This window comes from Paraburkholderia sp. (genome assembly GCF_047605525.1).
Lineage (GTDB): Bacteria > Pseudomonadota > Gammaproteobacteria > Burkholderiales > Burkholderiaceae > Paraburkholderia.
On sequence record NZ_JASGFN010000004.1, the window covers coordinates 276,461 to 294,935 of the forward strand.

At 62.6% G+C, this 18,475-nt stretch carries 18 protein-coding genes and 1 pseudogene; 8 read left to right on the plus strand and 11 right to left on the minus strand.

Annotation, left to right across the window (positions count from 1 at the left end; genetic code table 11):
* Positions 1-700 precede the first annotated feature (700 nt).
* Positions 701-1,930 (plus strand): DNA-binding protein, encoded by a 1,230-nt coding sequence (locus tag QM685_RS07945; RefSeq protein ID WP_415114494.1) that lies wholly within the window; start codon positions 701-703, stop codon positions 1,928-1,930.
* 63 nt (positions 1,931-1,993) lie between these two features.
* Here QM685_RS07945 and QM685_RS07950 read toward each other — a convergent pair whose 3' ends face one another.
* From QM685_RS07950 to QM685_RS07960, 3 genes are all read right to left on the minus strand, one after another.
* Complete coding sequence (locus QM685_RS07950) at positions 1,994-3,076, minus strand: tyrosine-type recombinase/integrase (protein WP_415114496.1); 1,083 nt, start codon at positions 3,074-3,076, stop codon at positions 1,994-1,996.
* 123 nt (positions 3,077-3,199) lie between these two features.
* Positions 3,200-3,613 (minus strand): DUF2471 family protein, encoded by a 414-nt coding sequence (locus QM685_RS07955; RefSeq protein WP_415114498.1) that lies wholly within the window; start codon positions 3,611-3,613, stop codon positions 3,200-3,202.
* Between the two features lie 110 nt (positions 3,614-3,723).
* Entirely contained in the window at positions 3,724-4,365 is a 642-nt protein-coding gene (locus QM685_RS07960) for a helix-turn-helix domain-containing protein (protein ID WP_415114500.1), read from the minus strand.
* Between the two features lie 188 nt (positions 4,366-4,553).
* Here QM685_RS07960 and QM685_RS07965 point away from each other — a divergent pair, with 188 nt between their 5' ends.
* Together QM685_RS07965 and tdh are read left to right on the plus strand one after the other, a co-directional pair.
* Positions 4,554-5,759 (plus strand): glycine C-acetyltransferase, encoded by a 1,206-nt coding sequence (locus QM685_RS07965; RefSeq protein ID WP_415114502.1) that lies wholly within the window; start codon positions 4,554-4,556, stop codon positions 5,757-5,759.
* Between the two features lie 17 nt (positions 5,760-5,776).
* On the plus strand, positions 5,777-6,808 hold the full coding sequence (gene tdh / locus QM685_RS07970; protein ID WP_415114504.1) for an L-threonine 3-dehydrogenase: 1,032 nt from the start codon (positions 5,777-5,779) through the stop codon (positions 6,806-6,808).
* Positions 6,809-6,852: 44 nt separating this feature from the next.
* Here the strand turns inward: tdh and QM685_RS07975 are convergent, their stop codons facing one another.
* Complete coding sequence (locus QM685_RS07975) at positions 6,853-7,503, minus strand: YceI family protein (protein WP_415114506.1); 651 nt, start codon at positions 7,501-7,503, stop codon at positions 6,853-6,855.
* Positions 7,504-7,623: 120 nt separating this feature from the next.
* Between QM685_RS07975 and QM685_RS07980 the strand changes: the two genes are divergently transcribed.
* From QM685_RS07980 to QM685_RS07990, 3 genes are all read left to right on the plus strand, one after another.
* On the plus strand, positions 7,624-8,325 hold the full coding sequence (locus QM685_RS07980; RefSeq protein ID WP_415114508.1) for a TetR/AcrR family transcriptional regulator: 702 nt from the start codon (positions 7,624-7,626) through the stop codon (positions 8,323-8,325).
* A 13-nt stretch (positions 8,326-8,338) separates the two neighbouring features.
* The gene (locus QM685_RS07985) at positions 8,339-8,818 is read left to right on the plus strand and encodes a DUF1348 family protein (protein ID WP_415114510.1); all 480 of its coding nucleotides are present in this window, start codon (positions 8,339-8,341) and stop codon (positions 8,816-8,818) included.
* A 211-nt stretch (positions 8,819-9,029) separates the two neighbouring features.
* Positions 9,030-9,545: a hypothetical protein gene (locus QM685_RS07990; RefSeq protein ID WP_415114512.1), complete on the plus strand. Its 516-nt coding sequence runs from the start codon at positions 9,030-9,032 to the stop codon at positions 9,543-9,545.
* Positions 9,546-9,664: 119 nt separating this feature from the next.
* Here QM685_RS07990 and QM685_RS07995 read toward each other — a convergent pair whose 3' ends face one another.
* The 7 genes from QM685_RS07995 to QM685_RS08025 all read right to left on the minus strand — a co-directional run bounded on the left by QM685_RS07995 (position 9,665) and on the right by QM685_RS08025 (position 17,149).
* On the minus strand, positions 9,665-10,864 hold the full coding sequence (locus tag QM685_RS07995; protein ID WP_415114514.1) for a succinylglutamate desuccinylase/aspartoacylase family protein: 1,200 nt from the start codon (positions 10,862-10,864) through the stop codon (positions 9,665-9,667).
* An 88-nt stretch (positions 10,865-10,952) separates the two neighbouring features.
* Positions 10,953-11,129 carry a hypothetical protein gene (locus tag QM685_RS08000; protein ID WP_415114516.1) on the minus strand — a complete coding sequence of 59 codons (177 nt, stop codon included), beginning with the start codon at positions 11,127-11,129 and terminating at the stop codon, positions 10,953-10,955.
* Positions 11,130-11,391: 262 nt separating this feature from the next.
* Positions 11,392-13,038, minus strand: coding sequence for an NRAMP family divalent metal transporter (locus QM685_RS08005; RefSeq protein ID WP_415114518.1), 1,647 nt, complete (start codon positions 13,036-13,038; stop codon positions 11,392-11,394).
* A 55-nt stretch (positions 13,039-13,093) separates the two neighbouring features.
* Positions 13,094-13,234, minus strand: a complete 141-nt coding sequence (locus QM685_RS08010) for a hypothetical protein (RefSeq protein ID WP_415114520.1) — start codon at positions 13,232-13,234, stop codon at positions 13,094-13,096.
* Between the two features lie 727 nt (positions 13,235-13,961).
* Positions 13,962-14,345, minus strand: a complete 384-nt coding sequence (locus QM685_RS08015; protein ID WP_415114522.1) for a BON domain-containing protein — start codon at positions 14,343-14,345, stop codon at positions 13,962-13,964.
* 973 nt (positions 14,346-15,318) lie between these two features.
* The gene (locus tag QM685_RS08020; protein WP_415114524.1) at positions 15,319-16,077 is read right to left on the minus strand and encodes an SDR family oxidoreductase; all 759 of its coding nucleotides are present in this window, start codon (positions 16,075-16,077) and stop codon (positions 15,319-15,321) included.
* A 109-nt stretch (positions 16,078-16,186) separates the two neighbouring features.
* Complete coding sequence (locus QM685_RS08025; RefSeq protein WP_415114526.1) at positions 16,187-17,149, minus strand: GlxA family transcriptional regulator; 963 nt, start codon at positions 17,147-17,149, stop codon at positions 16,187-16,189.
* 248 nt (positions 17,150-17,397) lie between these two features.
* Here QM685_RS08025 and QM685_RS08030 point away from each other — a divergent pair, with 248 nt between their 5' ends.
* Together QM685_RS08030 and QM685_RS08035 are read left to right on the plus strand one after the other, a co-directional pair.
* Entirely contained in the window at positions 17,398-18,036 is a 639-nt protein-coding gene (locus tag QM685_RS08030; protein WP_415114528.1) for an HD domain-containing protein, read from the plus strand.
* 88 nt (positions 18,037-18,124) lie between these two features.
* Positions 18,125-18,286: pseudogene (locus tag QM685_RS08035) on the plus strand (LysR family transcriptional regulator); the annotation flags it as partial.
* Positions 18,287-18,475 lie beyond the last annotated feature (189 nt).

Genomic DNA, 18,475 nt, shown 5'->3' on the forward strand with positions numbered 1-18,475 from the left:
CCTTCGGTTCGCGTTTTCTCCCGATCCGGCTCACCAATCGGGTTAACCGCCTCAAAACAGCCTCTAAAATCGATACTCATGAACGTCCCGAAAGCGCTCACCTTTGCGCCGGCCAACCCGACCGGGGACTTTTGAACACTGCCGGGCAATTCACCGCCTCCAGGTCCCGCAAAACCTCACCTTTGCTGGAACCCTGCGTTTACGATGTCCCCTGAACCCGCTCACGTTCTGTCCCGCAGCCACTCACCGAGCTCCCCGAACCCCATCACTCGACCCTCCCGCACACTCTCACCACGTCTCCCGCAAAGCTTCACCTTGCCAGGCTGGAATGCCTGCCAGGTAACGTTTTGCCGAGGCGTTAACGTTTTTAACAAGGGTTCAAGGGTGTTTACTTTTATTACTCTCAAGCTTTCCCCCGCGAGCGCTGAAAACATTCGCTCCCCACCCCTCCCACCATCACCTCACATCCGTGAAACAGTGCTCGATCAAGAAGAAATCAAGCAAACTGCTTTATTTACAATAAGTTATCAGCTATTCTTCGTTTTGTTTCACGGAAAAAATCTGCCTGCACGCGTTTACCATCGCAGTTCACCCAGCAAAAACCGTCTGTTTCCGCCAATTCCCTCGCCACGAACAAATCAGTAGCAAACGCTACGTAAATTGTTATGATCCATCCAATTCGAGCGACATCGAGGTAAACATGAATCTGGATCAGGAACGGCAAACCATTCGTGATGAGCTTGAAACGATGCGCACTCAGGGGATGCGCCGGCAGGATCTTTCACTGCACGCATGTAAGCGGCTCTTTTTCGACCTGGGCATCCGTCCGTCAATGGCGGCGGTTCGCGATCTGACCCAGACAGGCAGTGCGAGCGATATTCCGAAAGACATCGACCATTTCTGGGAACGTATCCGCAATGCGTCGCGCGTGAAGATTGGCGCGGGCGCGATCCCCAAGGCACTCGAAGATCGCGCGGGCGAGCTGCTGGGTGCGCTGTTCGAAGAAGCCATCGCGCAGGCAAAAATGGCGCTCGATAGCGAACGCGAGGAAATCCACGCGCAACTCGCCGTAGCCGACCAGCGTACGCGGGACGCCGAAATTCGCCGCGACGCGGCTGACGAAGCGATCAGGCGTAGTGAAGCCCGCGCCGAAGCCGCCTGGGAACGGGTTCGCGCGCTGGAAGCCGAGCTATCGAGCGCAACCACGCACGGCAATGTCCACCGCGAAGGCCTGCAAATGACCACGCGCCGGCTCGAGCAGGAAAACGAAGCGCTGCGTCAGCGTCTCGAAACTGAGCAGACTACCAATGCCGGGCTGCGCGACCGGATCGATGCATTGCACGTCGAATTGCGGCAAAGCACCGAGCACTATGCGCAACAGATCAAGGACGCGGTCGCCGAAGCCGAGCGGCGCGTCAAGCCGATGCTGGTCGAACTCGATTCGCTTCGGACCATGGCCGCGACCTATCAGTCCGGCGTTCGCGACGCGAGCCGCAAGGAATTCGAATTTATCCAGCAGCTTGCCGCGGCCAAGGCGCGCGGGGACCGGCTCGACGCGCAGTTGCGCGAGCAGTCGGATGACGTGGACGCGTTGACGAAAGAAGTGGCCGCGCTGCGCGGCCAGCAGGGCATGGATCCGGCAATTGCCGCTTTGCTGTGCTCGCTGGTCAGTGCCGGCCGGCTCACGAGAGAAGAGTTGAGCATGATCGGCACCGCGGCGGACGGCCACGTAACGCTGCCCGCGCGTTGTCCGAAATGCGAAGAAGGTGAGCCGGAGCTGTCGCAGGTCGATCACTGTTTCGAACTGCTCTGCCCGGAATGCGAACACTCGTCGGGCCCCGGCGAATCAAGGCTGGCCGCGGTCAGCCAGTTTCTGTCGAATAATGATCGGGCCGCGCCATCCGCACGGCCCATCGGCGCGGTGCGCTGACGAAGCAATCAGCAAATAAAACGCCAAAGGTGAGGAAATCCGGGAGCCCGAAGGTGAGGGTTTTCAGGGCTCGCCGTCTCCCGCTTTCCTCGTCAAACGCCCGTCCTGCCTCGGCGCGGCCAACGGCGCCGCCGCCGGATCCGGTTCTTCCGTCACCGGCGAATCCTGCTGATCCACCCACATCTGCCACGCGCGATACAGCCGGTTCGAGGACACCGCCTGCACGAAGCCGAGCCATTGACCAACCTGTTCCGCCTCCACCCCGCTCTCAAACAGGTCCGCTGCGAAAGTGTTGCGCAAGGTTTGCGGACTTGCGCGCGATTTCCGCGATGCGGCAATTCCCGCGGTTTCGACGAGTGCGTCGACCGCGCGCAGCATCGTGGCCTTGTGCATCGGCCGTCCGGAGGGCGACGCGGGAAACACGAGATTGCCGGCCAGTTCCGTGTGACGCCGTTCGGTAAGCCACGCGTCGAGGATCGCCGTTGCAAAAGGCGCGAGCCGGGTGCGCCGCGTCAACATCGGGTTTGCCGATTCGATCGTTACCCACGGCGAGCCCACTCTTACACAACTAACCGTAAGCGCCGCGGCTTCGCCGGTCTTCAGTCCACCCCCCAGAAACACGGCGATCAACGCCCGATCGCGCCGCTCCCGCCAGCGCTGCGCCGTCGATAGATCCGGCAACGGTGCGAACAACTGCGCGATTAACGCGGTCCGTTCGGCATGTATCAGAAAGCTGGTTGGTTCATTGTCGCGCGCGTTGCGCCACGCGGCCTCACCATCCTGAGCAATGAAGCGGGCGGGATTGGTCGCCGCCGATTCGATTTCGCGGACATGATCGAGCACGCGTTCGATGAGCCGCAAATACCTGATCCGTTGTGTTTTCTTGATCTCGAGTCCGGCGACGAATTCGGCGATGGCGGGTGTGTCGACCGTGACGAGGTTTTTTTGCCGCGCCCCGAGCCAGTCAAGAAACTGCCCCCATTGCGCCTGATAGACCAGCGCGGAAGAGCGTCTGAAATTCTGCTTTGCGAGCCACGCATCGAAAGCGATCTGCGGGTCGCGACGCCAGTCTTCGCGTTGTTGATCGAAGAGATCGGTAGATGGGGCGGGGCGGGGGACAGGATCGGACAGGTGAGGAGGTGACATGGGCAATCTTTCGGTTAGTTGCGCCTCTTGCTGTGCGTATTGTAGGCGCCGACTCACGAAGCGCCGACGAACAAACGGGGGAACAGGCTGACGGGCAGGTGAACGAAAGTTTGGGCCGCTGCTTCATCCACCCCACGCCCGCGCGCGTTTCAGCGGTGCTTCGCCAGGCACCGGCTGTTGCGCCGCACGGCGTGCCGCCTCGCGCGCGGCTTCCTCATAGGCATTGACGGCAAACGCAAAAACAGCCGGTAACGCATTGGACGTGCCGAAATCCACTGTGTCGTCGGTTTCGGGATAAGGCAGATCGGACGGCCGCTGAAACAGGCCGAGCATCACTGCGTCGTGCCGGCTCGCGAAGCCGAGGTCGGCCAATGCCTCGGCCTCGATCGCGTGCAGCAGACGCCACGTGAGCGGCACCTGTTTGGCGATGTAGCGCGCCGCGATGCTGCGCACGATGTGTTCGAGATCGCGCGCGGCGGTCTGGTAGCGCAACGCGGCCAGAGCTTGATCGGTAGGATCGGTTTTCAGGGTGTTCATTATCGGCTCCAGTCGATACTGGATACTGTACAAACATACAGTGTCCGGCGCAACCTCGGCTGAACGGCCTATTGCGCCAACAGCGGCGCCAACAGCCCGTCACCGGGCGCTCAGCCGTGAATCACCACCAGCAGCGCTTTCGCTTCACCCCTGCCGGCGTTGCGGATCGCATGCGGCTCGTCCGCGACGTAGCGCGCGGTGTCCGCCGCCTTCAGCCGCTTCGTCGCGCCGGCCGCCTCGATTTCAATCGATCCGTTCAGCACGGTCAGATGCTCGCGCGTGCCCGGTTCGTGCGCGTTCGAAACGAGTGCTCCGCCCGGCTGCAGCGTCAACTCGTACCACTCGAACTTGCCGGCCAGCTCGATCGGGCCCCACACGCGCAACTGGTATTTCGCGTCGTGACCGCTTAGCGTAGGAATATCGTGCGAGCCCGAAACGGCGATCGCCTCCGGCGCCTTCGGCGGCGCAAACAGCGAATCGAGGCTCACGCCGAGCGCGTTGGTCAGGCGCCACGCGACCGCGATCGTCGGATTGGCCTTGTCGCGCTCGATTTCCGAGAGCATCGATTTCGACACGCCCGCCGCGCGCGACAAGTCGTCGAGCGTCATGCGCCGCTCGGCGCGCAGGCGCTGGATCTGTTCGCCGACGCGCGGCGGCGCCGCATTCGCCGGCGCCGCCACCGCCACGCCCGAAACGGGCGGCGCTTTGGCCGTTGCATTGGCCGCGCCGCGGCGTGTACCCGAACTTGCCATTTCCTGACCCATCGTTTAGAGTTGTTCGATATATTGGATTTTAGTTCGAAAAATCGAAAATATCCGATAAAGCTGACAGCCGACTATAACAGGCCGCCTCGCCGGCAACCATGTCAACCATGCGCGCCCGTGCCGATGAACGGATGACGGATACACACGCGGGCGCCGCACCACCAGGAGTTCCGTTCATGCGTGACCAATACCTTGCCCATCTGCGCGGCACCCTCGAGCAGATCCGTGCCGATGGCTTTTACAAGAGCGAGCGCGTGATCGCGAGTCCGCAATCGGCCGGCGTGCGTCTCGCCGACGGCTCGGACGTGCTGAACTTCTGCGCGAACAATTATCTCGGTCTCGCCGACGATGCGCGTCTGATCGAAGCCGCGAAAGAAGGGCTCGACAACGATGGCTTCGGCATGGCGTCGGTGCGCTTCATCTGCGGCACGCAAACCGTGCATAAGGAACTCGAACGGGCGCTCGCGGCGTTTCTGCAAACCGACGACTGCATTCTCTACTCGAGCTGCTTCGACGCGAACGGCGGCCTGTTCGAAACGCTGCTCGACGAAAACGACGCGATCATCAGCGACGAGCTGAATCATGCAAGCATCATCGACGGTGTGCGGCTCTCGAAGGCGAAGCGCTTTCGCTACAGGAACAACGATCTCGCCGATCTCGAAGCGCGCCTGCGGGAAGCCGACGCGGTCGGCGCGCGTTTCAAGCTGATCGCCACCGACGGCGTGTTTTCGATGGACGGCATCATCGCGAACCTCGCCGGCGTCTGCGATCTGGCCGACCGATACGGTGCGCTCGTGATGGTCGACGACTCGCACGCGGTCGGCTTCGTCGGCGAACACGGACGCGGCACGCCCGAGCATTGCGGGGTGATGTCGCGCGTCGACATCGTGACCGGCACGCTCGGCAAGGCACTCGGCGGTGCATCCGGCGGCTACGTCGCCGCGCGCAAGGAGATCGTCGAACTGCTGCGGCAGCGCTCGCGTCCGTATCTGTTCTCCAACACGCTGACACCGAGCATCGCGGCGGCGTCGCTCAAAGTGCTCGAACTGCTCGCGAGCGACGAAGGCGCGCAATTGCGTACACAGGTACGCGAAAACGGCAAACACTTCCGCGCCGCGATGAGCGCGCTCGGCTTCACGCTCGTGCCGGGAGAGCATCCGATCATCCCGGTGATGCTCGGCGACGCGCAACTCGCAGGGAAGATGGCCGATGCGCTGCTGAAGGAGGGCGTCTACGTGATCGGTTTCTCGTTCCCGGTGGTGCCGCGCGGCCGTGCGCGCATCCGCACGCAGATGAGCGCCGCGCATACGCCTGAACAGATCGACCGCGCGGTCGCCGCGTTCGCGCGCGTCGCCCGCGAACTCGGCGTGATTCCCGCGTGATCGGCAAGGAGCGATAGATGAAAGCATTGGCAAAACTCGAGCGGGCGCCGGGCCTCACGCTCACCGACGTGCAGAAGCCGGAAGTCGGCCATAACGACGTGATGATCCGCATCACGCGCACCGCGATTTGCGGCACCGACATTCATATCTGGAAGTGGGACGACTGGGCGCAAAAGACGATTCCGGTGCCGATGCATGTCGGCCATGAGTACGTTGGTGAAATCGTCGAGATGGGGCAGGAAGTGCGCGGCTTTGCGATCGGCGATCGCGTGTCGGGCGAAGGGCATATTACGTGCGGCTTCTGTCGCAACTGTCGCGCGGGGCGCCGGCATTTGTGCCGCAACACGGTCGGCGTCGGTGTGAATCGCGAAGGTGCGTTCGCCGAATATCTGGTGATTCCGGCCTTCAACGCATTCAGGATTCCACCCGAAATTTCCGACGATCTGGCCGCGATCTTCGATCCGTTCGGCAACGCGACGCACACGGCGCTGTCGTTCAATCTCGTCGGCGAAGACGTGTTGATTACCGGTGCGGGACCCATCGGCATCATGGCGGTCGCGATTGCGAAGCACGTCGGCGCGCGCAACGTTGTGATTACCGACGTCAACGACTATCGCCTCGGGCTGGCACGCAAGATGGGCGCGACGCGCGCGGTGAACGTGTCGCGCGAATCGTTGCATGACGTGATGCACGATCTGCACATGACCGAAGGCTTCGACGTCGGCCTCGAAATGTCCGGCGTGCCGAGTGCATTCACGAGCATGCTCGAAGCGATGAACCACGGCGGCAAGATCGCGCTGCTCGGCATTCCGCCCGCGCAAACCGCGATCGACTGGAACCAGGTGATCTTCAAAGGCCTTGAAATCAAGGGTATTTACGGGCGCGAGATGTTCGAGACCTGGTACAAGATGGTCGCGATGCTGCAAAGCGGCCTCGATCTGTCGCCGATCCTCACGCACCATTTCAAGGTCGACGATTATCAGCAGGCATTCGCGACGATGCTCTCCGGCGAGAGTGGCAAGGTGATTCTCGACTGGACTGCTGCCTGAGTCAGCGGCGCAACACCATTGGTTCTTTTACGCCCGCACGGTGCTCACGCGCCTGCGGGCGTTTTCACGAATTCCGCCTGAATGCGCACGTGAATATCGTCACCGACAGCCGGATACCACGTCGCCAAACCGAACTTCGCCCGGCTGAAATGGCCGTCCGCGGAAAAGCCGAGCGTGTCCTTTTTCGTTAGCGGATCGGGTGCGAAGCCGTTGAACGTGACGTCGAGCGTGACCGGTTGCGTGACGCCGCGAATCGTCAGATCGCCGGTGAGCGTGCCGCGCGATTCGCCAGTGCGCTCGAAGCGCGTGCTCGCGAAGTGGATCTCCGGATATTGCGACACACCGAGCATGCTGTCGCTCTTCACCATCCTGTCGAGCAGCGGCACGTTCGTGTCGATGCTCGCGGCGTCGATCGTGACCGACGCGGTGCTCCGTTCGAGCCCGCCTTCATGCCAGTCGAGCTGCCCGTGCTTGCGGTCGAAGCGCATCGTAAAGCGCGAATACCTGAAGTGATCGATGTCGAACGTGATGCTCGTATGGTCCGGATCGATGTCGTAGCGGCCAGGCGGCACGCGCGCCTCGTTCTGACTGACCGAATGCGTGAGCACCTGCACCGGTGTGCAGGCCATGGCCGTCAGCAGCATCGCGCCGAGCAGCGCGCGCACCCAGGCGGTGCGGACAGAGGATGAGTTCATCGAAACTATTCCGGTTGAGCGAACTTCGCCACGATAGCAGCAAGCTTATCCATGCCGCAGACGCCTGGTGAAAGACTATAAAAACTTGACGAAGGAGAATGGTCGTTCTACCTTTCGTCCATGATACGTGAAACCTCGAATGATTCGGTGCCACCCGGCAGTGCACGTGAGCGCCTGCTCGATGCCGCCGAAGCGCTGATTTACGCAGGCGGCATCCATGCAACCGGCGTCGATGCGATCGTGCGGCAGTCCGGCACCGCGCGCAAAAGCTTCTATACGCATTTCGATTCGAAGGATGCACTCGTTGCCGCCGCACTCGAACGGCGCGACGAACGCTGGATGAACTGGTTTATCGCCGGCACGCAGCAACGCGGCAAGACCGCGCGCAAACGCCTGCTCGGCATGTTCGAAGTACTGCGCGAGTGGTTTGCATCGGAAGATTTTCACGGCTGCGCGTTTCTGAATGCGGCGGGGGAAATTGCGTCCAGCGACGATCCGATCCGGGCCGTTGCGCGCAAACACAAGGGGCGTCTGCTCGATTTCGTGCGAATTCAATGCGATGCATTCGCGATGGAATCGGCTATCGATGCACGCCGCGCGGCGCGTCTCGCGCGGCAGTGGCTCGTTCTGCTCGACGGCGCGATCGCGGTCGCGCTTGTGAGTGGCGAAGCCGATGCGGCACTCGACGCACAGGCTACCGCGCGGACCCTGCTCGATGTCGAGGAAACGAAGTCCGCGGATAACCCGAAGAAAAAGCCCGCAGGCAAACGCACAAGCCAACCCGCAACCAGACGGCCGCCATCCCGGCGCACCGCCACCTGACAGAGGAACCATCATGGCCGACCCGACCGAAACCCGTCCGCCGCTGCCGCCTTTCACGCGCGAAACCGCAATCCAGAAAGTGCGTGCCGCGGAAGACGCATGGAACACGCGCGAACCCGAGCGCGTATCGCTTGCCTATACCACGGATAGCGTGTGGCGCAACCGCGCCGAATTCGTCCAGGGCCGCGGGGAGATCGTCGGCTTTCTGCGCCGCAAGTGGGCGAAGGAACTCGACTATCGCCTGATCAAGGAACTGTGGACGTTCACTGGCAACCGCATTGCGGTGCGGTTCGCATACGAATGGCACGACGATTCGAACAACTGGTTCCGCTCGTACGGCAACGAGAACTGGGAGTTCAATGAGCACGGCCTGATGGCGCACCGTCACGCGAGCATCAACGATCTGCCGATTCGCGAAGCCGACCGGCTGTATCGCTGGCCGCTCGGTCGCCGCCCGGACGGTCATCCGAGCCTGTCGGATCTCGGTCTGTAGACGCGCCCTTGCGTTCATCGCCGCTGATTCATCACTTCGCCATCGGTTCTCCTTTATCGTTGCGGTTCCAGCCGCGCGGCACGTGCCGTGCCCGGCCATTCGAGCGTGTTCTCGACTTCGCCCGCGCGGGTTGAGGTACAGTGCGCGACGGGCGGCAAGCAGATCGCCAGAACACCAATGACACCGGCGCCCGACCGGTGACGGAGAACACATGCACTTTCGGCAGATGAACAAGAAGATACTGCACGCCGCGATGGCGCTCGTTATGGGCCTGGCGGCTTGCGCCGCGCATGCGGGCAACTGGTGCGAAGGCGGCATATGGGTCGACGCGATGCTCGGCTCGTATCACATCAACCCCGATCCCGGTACTGACTTCGAACAGTTCAATCCCGGCCTCGGCGTCGAATGCTGGTTGAACAACCAATGGGCGCTGACGGCCGGCGGCTTTCGCAACTCGCTGCGCCGGCCTTCCTACTATGGCGGCGGCGTCTGGGCGCCGGAGTTCGCGCACTGGGGCTTCGTGCGGATCGCGGCGATAGGCGGGATCATTTCCGGCTACAACTACGGCAACTGGGGACTTGGCCGCAATCATACGATCGGGCCGGTGGTCGCGCCGATCGTGATGGTCGAGTACAAGCGCGTCGGCGCGAACTTCATTGTGATACCGCCGATTCCTTCGGATAACCTGCCTTTTACGATCGGGTTTCAGGTGAAGGTGAAGTTCTGAAGGTGAGGGTTTTCGGGAGCGCGGCGGCCGATTGTCCGGTGATCCGAAAGGCGTGAACCCGCTTCACCTATGTTTCAGCTCCTGGAAATCCTCACCATTCGCAATTCAACCCATCGCACTCACTCGGAGTAATCCTCCGGATTTTCCCGCCCGGCGCTTTGATAAAGAATCATCACCAGCGGAATGCCAGGCTCCGCGGTCGCATCGGTGCGCAACCCCGTCACCTGGCCGGCCGTCCCGGCCGTATACTCCGCGACTACTTCGCCGAACGTGTTGCGCTGGATCGCGACCTTCTGCCCGGGCGAGACCGTGTCGTTCGGCTTGACCAGCAACTCGACGAATCCGCCATGCGACGACATGACCGTATGAGCGCTATTGCCGACAAAGATCCCGACATCTTTCCCGGTGCGCCCCATCGGTCCGGCAATCACGCCGTAGCGCTTGAGCACATTCATCGTGCCTTCGACGAACGACGGAATCATCTGGAGATCGAGAACTCGTGGCGGACCCATCTCAGGTGTGATCGCGGGAATGCCCACGTTGATCAGCGCATTCGCCAGCAGCGTCGGGTAGGCGGGGTTATCGAAGATCTGCTTGATCGGAAACAGCTCAGCCATCGCACGCGCTTCGGGCAGTTCCATTCGTGCCAGATTGAACGACGTGATATCCATGCCGGTCGTGCTGGTATGACAATCGAGCGCGTAGTCGGTGTTCGGACGCAGCAGCCGGTTGAATATCAGCCCCGCATGCCGGCTCGGCGCGCTCGAGCCGTTCTCGTTGCCCGGCCATTCGCGGTTGATGTCGATCAGGCCGATGCCCAGGCTTGAGTTGGGCCATCTGCGTTCCATCGCTTCGAGCGCGGGGCGCGATACGTCCAGCACCGCGAGCACCGTGCCCGACATCTGGGCCGGGTCGAGCTGGCTCACGACGGTTTGTATCATGTGCACCGGACTCATCTCGTCGCCATGCACGCCGCTAATAAGCGCGACGCGCTTGCCCGGCTTCGCGCCGCGCACGACGATCACCGACACGTACCAATGCTGCCCCGTCGGCATCTGCACGCCCTGAAAATAGAGCATCTGCTTCGTGCCGGGCGGCAGATCGTTGACGTCGAGCGCGCTGATCACCTTCTTGCCATTGATCACATCGCCGGTATAGACCGTGCCGTGCGCTGTACCCGCGCCGGCGGCCGGCGCATTCGCGTTCTGCGCGTACGCAGTGCCGGCCTGCGCGACGAGGGCGGATGAGGCGCCGACCAGTGCAATCGCAGACTTCATGAAGTCGCGTCGATCGACGCCGTCTTTCGGTTCATTCTGCATGGCGAGGGATCCTATGGTGTGGATGAAGATCTGTCACGGATGCGTCGTCAGCTACGGTAACACGTGCCGCGATCCGGCCGCGTTGATTTCAGCCGCGCTGATGGGGGGCACCCCCTTCATTGGGTTCGTTGAAGATAACAACACCAGGAACACTGATCGCGCCGCAACCCATCACATACCATGCCGGCGCGTAGAAACTGCCCGACCAATGCCACAGCGCTGTCACGATGAGCTGCGCGAAACCGCCGAACAGCGTCACACTCATAGCGTAGACCACGCCGAGCGAGGTTGCCCGTACTTCCGGGCTGAATGCGCGGAGAATCAGAACGAATGCGGCGGGACTGGATCGGAAAGCCGTCAGAATTCGAAGCGATAAAGCCGGTACGCGCCGATCGCCTGACGACGGGTTGCAACGAGGCCACGGGGCGTGTCGCGCATGACCGGCGGCCACGCTTGCCGCGGCTCCCGTAAATCCTCACCGTTGACGTCGTTGACGCGTCATCTCCTGGAACATCTCACCGTTCGCGCTACTTCAGAAAAGCCATCTGCGCGACCTTGACGATCACGAGGCCGATCGCGAGCAGCAGATAGCCGCGCAGCGCGCCCATCCACACGCGTTTGGCAAGCGTCAGATTCGGTGGCGGCAGTTCGTCGAGCGGCGGCATGCGCCACGTATTGCGGATCTCCTTCGAATAAACCGGCATGGGTTCGGCGGCCGGCTCGCCGCGCAGCTTGCGAACCGCGATCGTCGCGACATAGCCGGCGACCGCGAGCAGCGTACCGCCCGCGAGCATTGCGATGATCGTTTCACCCGCGATGTCCGGATAAATCACCGATGCGGTCAGGATGATCGACAGCATCACGAGCGTCCAGACGACGGCGCCGGTAAACAGATTGAGCTTCCTCGAATTGACCCACGGACCGAGCACGGCGCGGTCGTTGCAAAGCAGCAGCAGGAAGACGGTCGCGCTCGGCAGCAGCACGCCGGCAAGCGTTTGCACCGCTTCGGTCAGAAGACCGAGCGGGCTGCCCGGAATCAGCACGAGCGTCGCGGCCGCCGCCACGATGGCGAAGTACACGAGATAGAAACCCTTCGCGTCCGACACGCCACGATGCAGCGAATGCCGGATCCTGAACACGTCGCCGATCGCGTAGGCAGTCGACAGCGACACGGCCGCCGCGCCGATGATGCACGCGTCCAGCAGCGCAACCGCAAACAGCACCGCCGAGGTTCGCCCCGCGTATCTTTCGAGACCCGCGATGACGCCGCCCGCATCCGTGAAGTTGCCGAACTCCGGCCGTCCGTCGAAAAGCGCGGCGCTGAACGAAATCATCGCGACCGCGCCGATCAGCACGAACACGATACCGATCCACAGGTCGGCCTTTTCGTAATTCATGAAGCGTGGCGTGATGCGTTTGTCCACCACGTAGCTCTGCTGGAAGAACAACTGCCACGGCGCAACGGTCGTGCCGACGATGCCGATCACGAGCAGCATCACGTCGGAGAGTTTCGAATGCGCGGGCCAGTTTGGAACGAAGAAGTCGCGCGCGATCTGGCCGGCCGGCGGGTGAATCGACACGAGCACCGGCACGAGCAGCAGGCTCAGCAGACAGAGCACGACCGCGAAGCGTTCGAAGCGCCGGAAGTCGCCGGTGCTGACGGCGGCCATCGTCAGCGCCGCGGCGATGCACACGCCCGCGATCTTCGAGACGCCGAAGAAGTCGAGTACGAACGTGATGCCGATGAACTCGGTCACGATGGTCAGCGCGTTGAGGATCAACAGATCGACGACGCTGAACGCCCCCCAGAATTTGCCGAAACGCTCGAAGATGAGGCGCGCGTGGCCGACGCCCGTCACCGCGCCGAGCCGCAGCACCATCTCCTGATTGACGAAAAGCACCGGCACCAGCAACAGCATCGTCCACAGCAGCGTGGTGCCGTAGTTCTGTCCCGCCTGGGTGTAGGTGCCGAAAGCGCCCGCGTCGTTGTCGCCGACCATCACGATGAGACCGGGGCCGAGAATCGCGAGCAGCGTGCGCAGGCGCGCCCACCAGGTCGTGCGTGGCGCGATGTCATGATGAGCGATCGTGCCGAGCGCGCCCTTGATGTCGCCGACATGCGCCGTGTCGAGTACGGCGCTGCGCGCGGAGGAAATATTCGTCGGAGTAGACATGCCGTTCTCTCCTGGTTGTGTTTATCGATGGAAACGTGCGACGGCTTGCGAAGCGCTACGAAACGAGTGCTTTCAGACGACGCCAGAAGGCGGCGAGCGGACGCCGTTCGCGGGCATGCAGCACGAGCATTGCGTCGTAGTGGGCGCGCGATTCCTGCACGCGCGGGAACCGCGAAAGGAGAAGGCCGAATTGCATGATGTGTCTCCGTGCGTCGAAGCCGACGCGCTGGTGGAAAGCCAGCAGACACGGAGGCCGCACGCGTCGGAGCGTGGCGGAGGTCTACTCGCTTTCCTCGGTTAAAAGAGCAGGTGAGCGGCGTAAGGGATAACTGTCACTGCCTGGCATGGCGGCTCCTTGTCGGGTTGTTGTCGGCATTACGTAAGCGCACGTTTGATACACGCGTGCCTATCCACGCGTACGCGCGCGTTCCGTTGAACTGACGAAACGCGCGCGTACGCTACCGCGAGCTCGACGCTCGCGATGCGGCGCCCTATCGGCGTATGAACGCGGATATGACGCTAACCAGGTGCACGGAGAGATACTGCGGCGCGCACCGTCTGCCTGCTGGCAAGACGGCGGCTGTAGAAGGGAGCACGGACGTCCTGCCGGTCAGGCAGCGAATCTGTTCGAAAGTCGGCTACTGCAGGTGTCCAAGGCGTAAGCCCCATTGGTGAAGATTTTTGAATTCTAGGGGGCGCATTTAGCGAAGGTCAACCGGTTTCTCGAGCACGGCGAAAAAGCGTGTGCGGCGAACAACGCTGCGCGGCTCGATGGACTGGGCTGGGAACGGTGGAATTTCAGCGCGGCGGATCCTGCTTGCGCTGACGATATGAACAGCCGGATGGGCCAAAGCGGACAGGGTTGGAAGTCGCAAAGGCGGCATCGATGCATCCGACCGAAGACCGATGCCGCCACGTATTACTCAATGGCCACTGGAGTGCCTCGTTCGCACCGTCAGCCTGTTCGACACTGACCGGACTCCCCGCACCGATCGCGCGGCGTTGCTGGCCCGCTGGATCTGCGAGCGCTGCGGCACCCAGCCGGTCAACGTGACGACGCCGTGGCGTGCCTCGACGCGAATGCCCGTGGAATTGAGCCCCGTCGTGCGCGTGAAGGCGCGGCGAACGTCACGGACGATCTGGCTGTCCGAGCGGTTCTGATTCGGACGTGCCGCGACCGACTGGTTTTGCGCGGACATGTCGGGCGGCATGCCGCCGCCTGCCTGTGCGTTCGCATAGGTCGCGCAAGTCGCGATGGCCACCGCGAACATCGCGCCGATGATTCTGCTCGCGCCATTTGTTTTCATTCTTCCTCCTTTGCCGTTTGTCAGGAACTGCCGTTCGAGCCGCGTGGTGCCGGCGGGAAGAGGCGGTGAAACGCGATGCCGCCTCGCGACGAGTGGTCGACCGTCGGCACTGATTATATGCCGCGACGACTGCATGAATGGCGCATTCACGGCGATGTCATAGAACAGCGCTGGTTGCCTTATCAGCGAGTCGATCCGCGTGATGAAGCGCGATCCGGCGAACGCGAGGAAGCCGATAGGTGAGGAGATTCGGGAATTGGCGAGGTGAGAATATGCGCACCTGTGCGTGCACTTCAAACCAATAGGTGAGGGAATTCGGGAGCCTGTCGGACGGTGCTCGAAGTCGGGATTCTGTCGTGTCCGTATGCGATGCGTGCTCGCATCGAATCTCGCTTTTTGCGATTAGCGTTGTGACCAGGAACACATTAAACGCCTTGTTTAACGATGCATTATGTCTCGCGGTGCGTGAACAAGCGGATCTTCCGCGCGAAAGGTGAGAGCTTTCGGGAGCCGTCTGTGGACTGTTCCTTGTAACCATTCGAACACGCCCTATGCGAAACAAACCGCCCTTCGAGATGATCGTGCCGACGCGTGTATTTCTGCCCATTCGTCTAAAGGTGAGGATATTCGGGAGTCGCGCGAACCGCCTTGGCCGCATGTGCCGTACGAACAATCCAGGCGCGAATAAGCGCATCCGTCACGCGTATTGCGTAACGTAACCCGTTGAATGTCCAGGCTATATGATGCTTTGCGCGGTCAGCGCCGGGCAGGCGAACGACTCGCGCGCATCTAAAGGTGAGGGTTTTCGGGAGCAACGCGGGCGGTGCTCGATCCACCCGTCCAAACATGGCGTTGCGCCGCCGCGAGGTCGAAAGGTGAGGGTTTTCGGGAGCAATGGCAGCGGCTTCAGGCGCCGATTCGCCATCGCTCCGTGCAAAAGGTGAGGATTTTCGGGAGTGTTGGAATCGCGAGTTCAGGCCGGTTTTGCGATCTCGCGGATGTCCGCCACTGGTGTTTCGCCGAACGCATCGCTAAGCGCGTAATCGACCAACCGGGTTGCGCATTGCTCGGGCGTCGCTAGTTGGCCGTTGCGTTTCAGGTCTTCGAAGCGTGCGCGCATCGGGAATTGTTCTTCGCCGCTGCCGCGAATTTGCGCCTGCATGTCCGTGTCGATCACGCCCGGCGCGAGACTGCAGATGCGCAGCGCGCGATTTGCGTCGAGCGCAACGGCGCGCGCGTGATGATCGAGCGCGGCCTTCGTCGCGCAATAGATGCTCCAGCCCGGATACGCATTGCGCGCCGCGCCGCTCGAAATATGCACGATGCGCCGGTCGGTTGCATCGACGGCCGCGGCGGCGAGCGCGCTCGCGAGCATCAGCGGCGTCGCGACGTTGAGACTTACCGCATCCGCGACGGCCGCCGCGTTCTGTCCTTCGATGGGGCCGATCGGCTGCACCATGCCCGCGTTGTTGATCAGCAGCACCGTTTGCGCGCCGCTGACGAAGTTGCGCAGCGCGTCGGTGGCGATCCATTGCGCGACGCGCGCGGGGTCGGCCAGTTGCAGCTCGATTTCCTCGAGCTGCGCGGAAAAGCGTGCCTTCAGCGCGGCATTTCGCGAGCGCGACAGACCCAGCACCGTGACGTTGCGCGCGAGCAGTTGTTCGGCGAGCGCCGCGCCGAGGCCGCGCGCGTGGCCGGTGACGATCGCGCGAATCGGAGAAGAAGAGGTCATGTCGTTCCTTGTGATCGTTGGCTTGCAAAGTTCGTCATTTTCTCACGCGCCATTCGATACGCGCGGGTGACGGCTTCCTGTGGCTGGCGGCGTACCGTTCCCGCCGCATTCAGGCCGGGCGAAAACGCTCGCGATACTGCATCGGCGTCACGCCGAGCCGCTTCGCAAACACGATGCGCATGCGGTCCGCGGTACCGAAGCCGCAATCATAGGCAATCGCCTTGAGCGCCGCGCCGCTGCTTTCGAGCAGTTTGCGCGCCGCGTCCACGCGCGCCCGTTCGACGAATTCATGCGGCGTCACGCCGGTTTCCTGCACGAACACGCGCGCGAAGTTGCGCGCGCTCATGCCCGCGACGTCGGCGAGCTGCTTCACCGTGAAACTCTCTCGAATGCGCGCCATCACATGCGCCTGGACTTTCGCGGCAGGGGACGTGTCGTCAACGGGCGCGGTCAGATAGGGGCTGAATTGCGACTGGCCGCCTTGCCGCTGCGCGAATACGACGAGCCGTTTGGCGACCGCAAGCGCGGTATGCGGGCCATGATCTTCGGTTACCAGCGCAAGCGACAGATCGATGCCGGCCGTCACGCCGGCCGACGTCACGAGCGGCCCGTCGCGCAGATAGATACGGTCGAAGTCGACATGGGCGAGCGGAAAGCGCGCGGCGAGTTGCGCCGCGTGCTGCCAGTGCGTCGTTACGTTGCGCGCGTCGAGCAGCCCGGCGTGGCCGAGTGCGAATGCGCCGGTACAGATCGAGCCGTAGCGGCCGCAGCGCGTCGCGACGTTCGCGAGCCATTCCAGCAGCCTTGCGTCGGGCACTTCGTTGCCCGGCAATGCGGGACCGCCCGCGACGAGCGCGAGATCGACCGGCTCGCGTGCCTGTTCGAACGTCGCATCGGCAACGAGCGTCATGCTGTTCGACGCGCGCAGCGGCTCCGGCTCCGCGGCAATCAGCTTGACCTCATATCGATGGCCCGGCGCGATGAAGCGGTTCGCTTCGGAAAACACGTCGACGGGGCCCGCGACGTCGAGCGCCTGCACGCCGGGGAAGATCGCGATCGCGACGGTGGGCATCGAAAGATTTCCTTTGACGAGGAACGGATTCCGCGCGCCACGGCAGTCAACGCGGTGCGTTTGGCAGTGTTCGACGGTTCGCGGCGATTGTTCGCGGCGGCGTGCTGGCCAATACTCGATTCACAGGACGCGCGGCCTGAAGCACGGGCCCGAGGCATGCACATCACAGCGCGGACCAGCATATCAAAACGCGCATTGAAGTTGCACCGCGCGTCCTGTTCATTCGCATCGATCACGGAGCACATCACATGACGACGATCGCAGGCATCGAGATTCCCGACAGCATGATGGCGCGCGAAGCGACCCAGCTCGTGCGCGACACCGAAACCGAGCTGCTGTATCACCATTCGCGGCGCGTGTTCCTGTTCGGCTCGCTGGCCGGACAGCGCAAGCAGTTGAAGTACGACCCCGAGTTGCTGTACATCGGTGCGATGTTTCACGACATGGGGCTCGTCGCGCCATACAGCAGCGAGCATGAGCGCTTCGAAGTGGACGGCGCGAACGCCGCGCGCGATTTTCTGCGCCGTCATGGGATCGGCGAGGACGATATCGACCAGGTGTGGACCTCGATCGCGCTGCACACGACACCCGGTATTCCGCGGCATATGAAGCCGGTGATCGCGCTCGTTACCGCGGGCGTGGAGATGGACGTGCTTGGCCTCGCGTACGACGAATTCAGCGAGCACCAGCGCGAGGAAGTCGTCCACGCGCATCCGCGCGGCGCGCACTTCAAGGAAGGCATCATCGACGCATTGGCGCACGGCACGATCCACAAGCCGCACACGACGTTCGGCAACGTGAAGGCCGACGTGCTCGCGCTGAAGGACCCGCACTATCATCGCGAGAACTTCTGCACGATGATCCTCGGCTCGTCCTGGAAGGATTGAGCGGGATCAGGCAATAGACGGCGCGCGTCACCCGCTTTGCGCATCTCGCGTCACAATACGCGCATCGCAGACAACGCGGCGCCGCGCCATGGCGATCAAAAACCTTCTCCGCAAGCTCGACCTCACCACGCTCCAGCTGTTTCTCGCGGTCTTCGAGGAAGGCACGCTCACGCGTGCCGCCGAACGCGAGTCGATCGTCGTGTCGGCAGCAAGCAAGCGGCTGCTCGAACTCGAACAGGCGGTCGGTGCGCGGCGGCGGATTGTGCGGATCATGATTTCATGGGGCCTTGCGCAGTGCCTTATGTGTGCGGCGCGATCTGCATGGTGGTCGTCGGGCGTCTGTCGGATGCAAGCGGCGCACAGTTCGTCCAGCAGCTCCTGCGGCAGGTACTGGCGATACGAGGGGTGACGGTAGCGGCCGGCCGTGTCAGTACGTTCA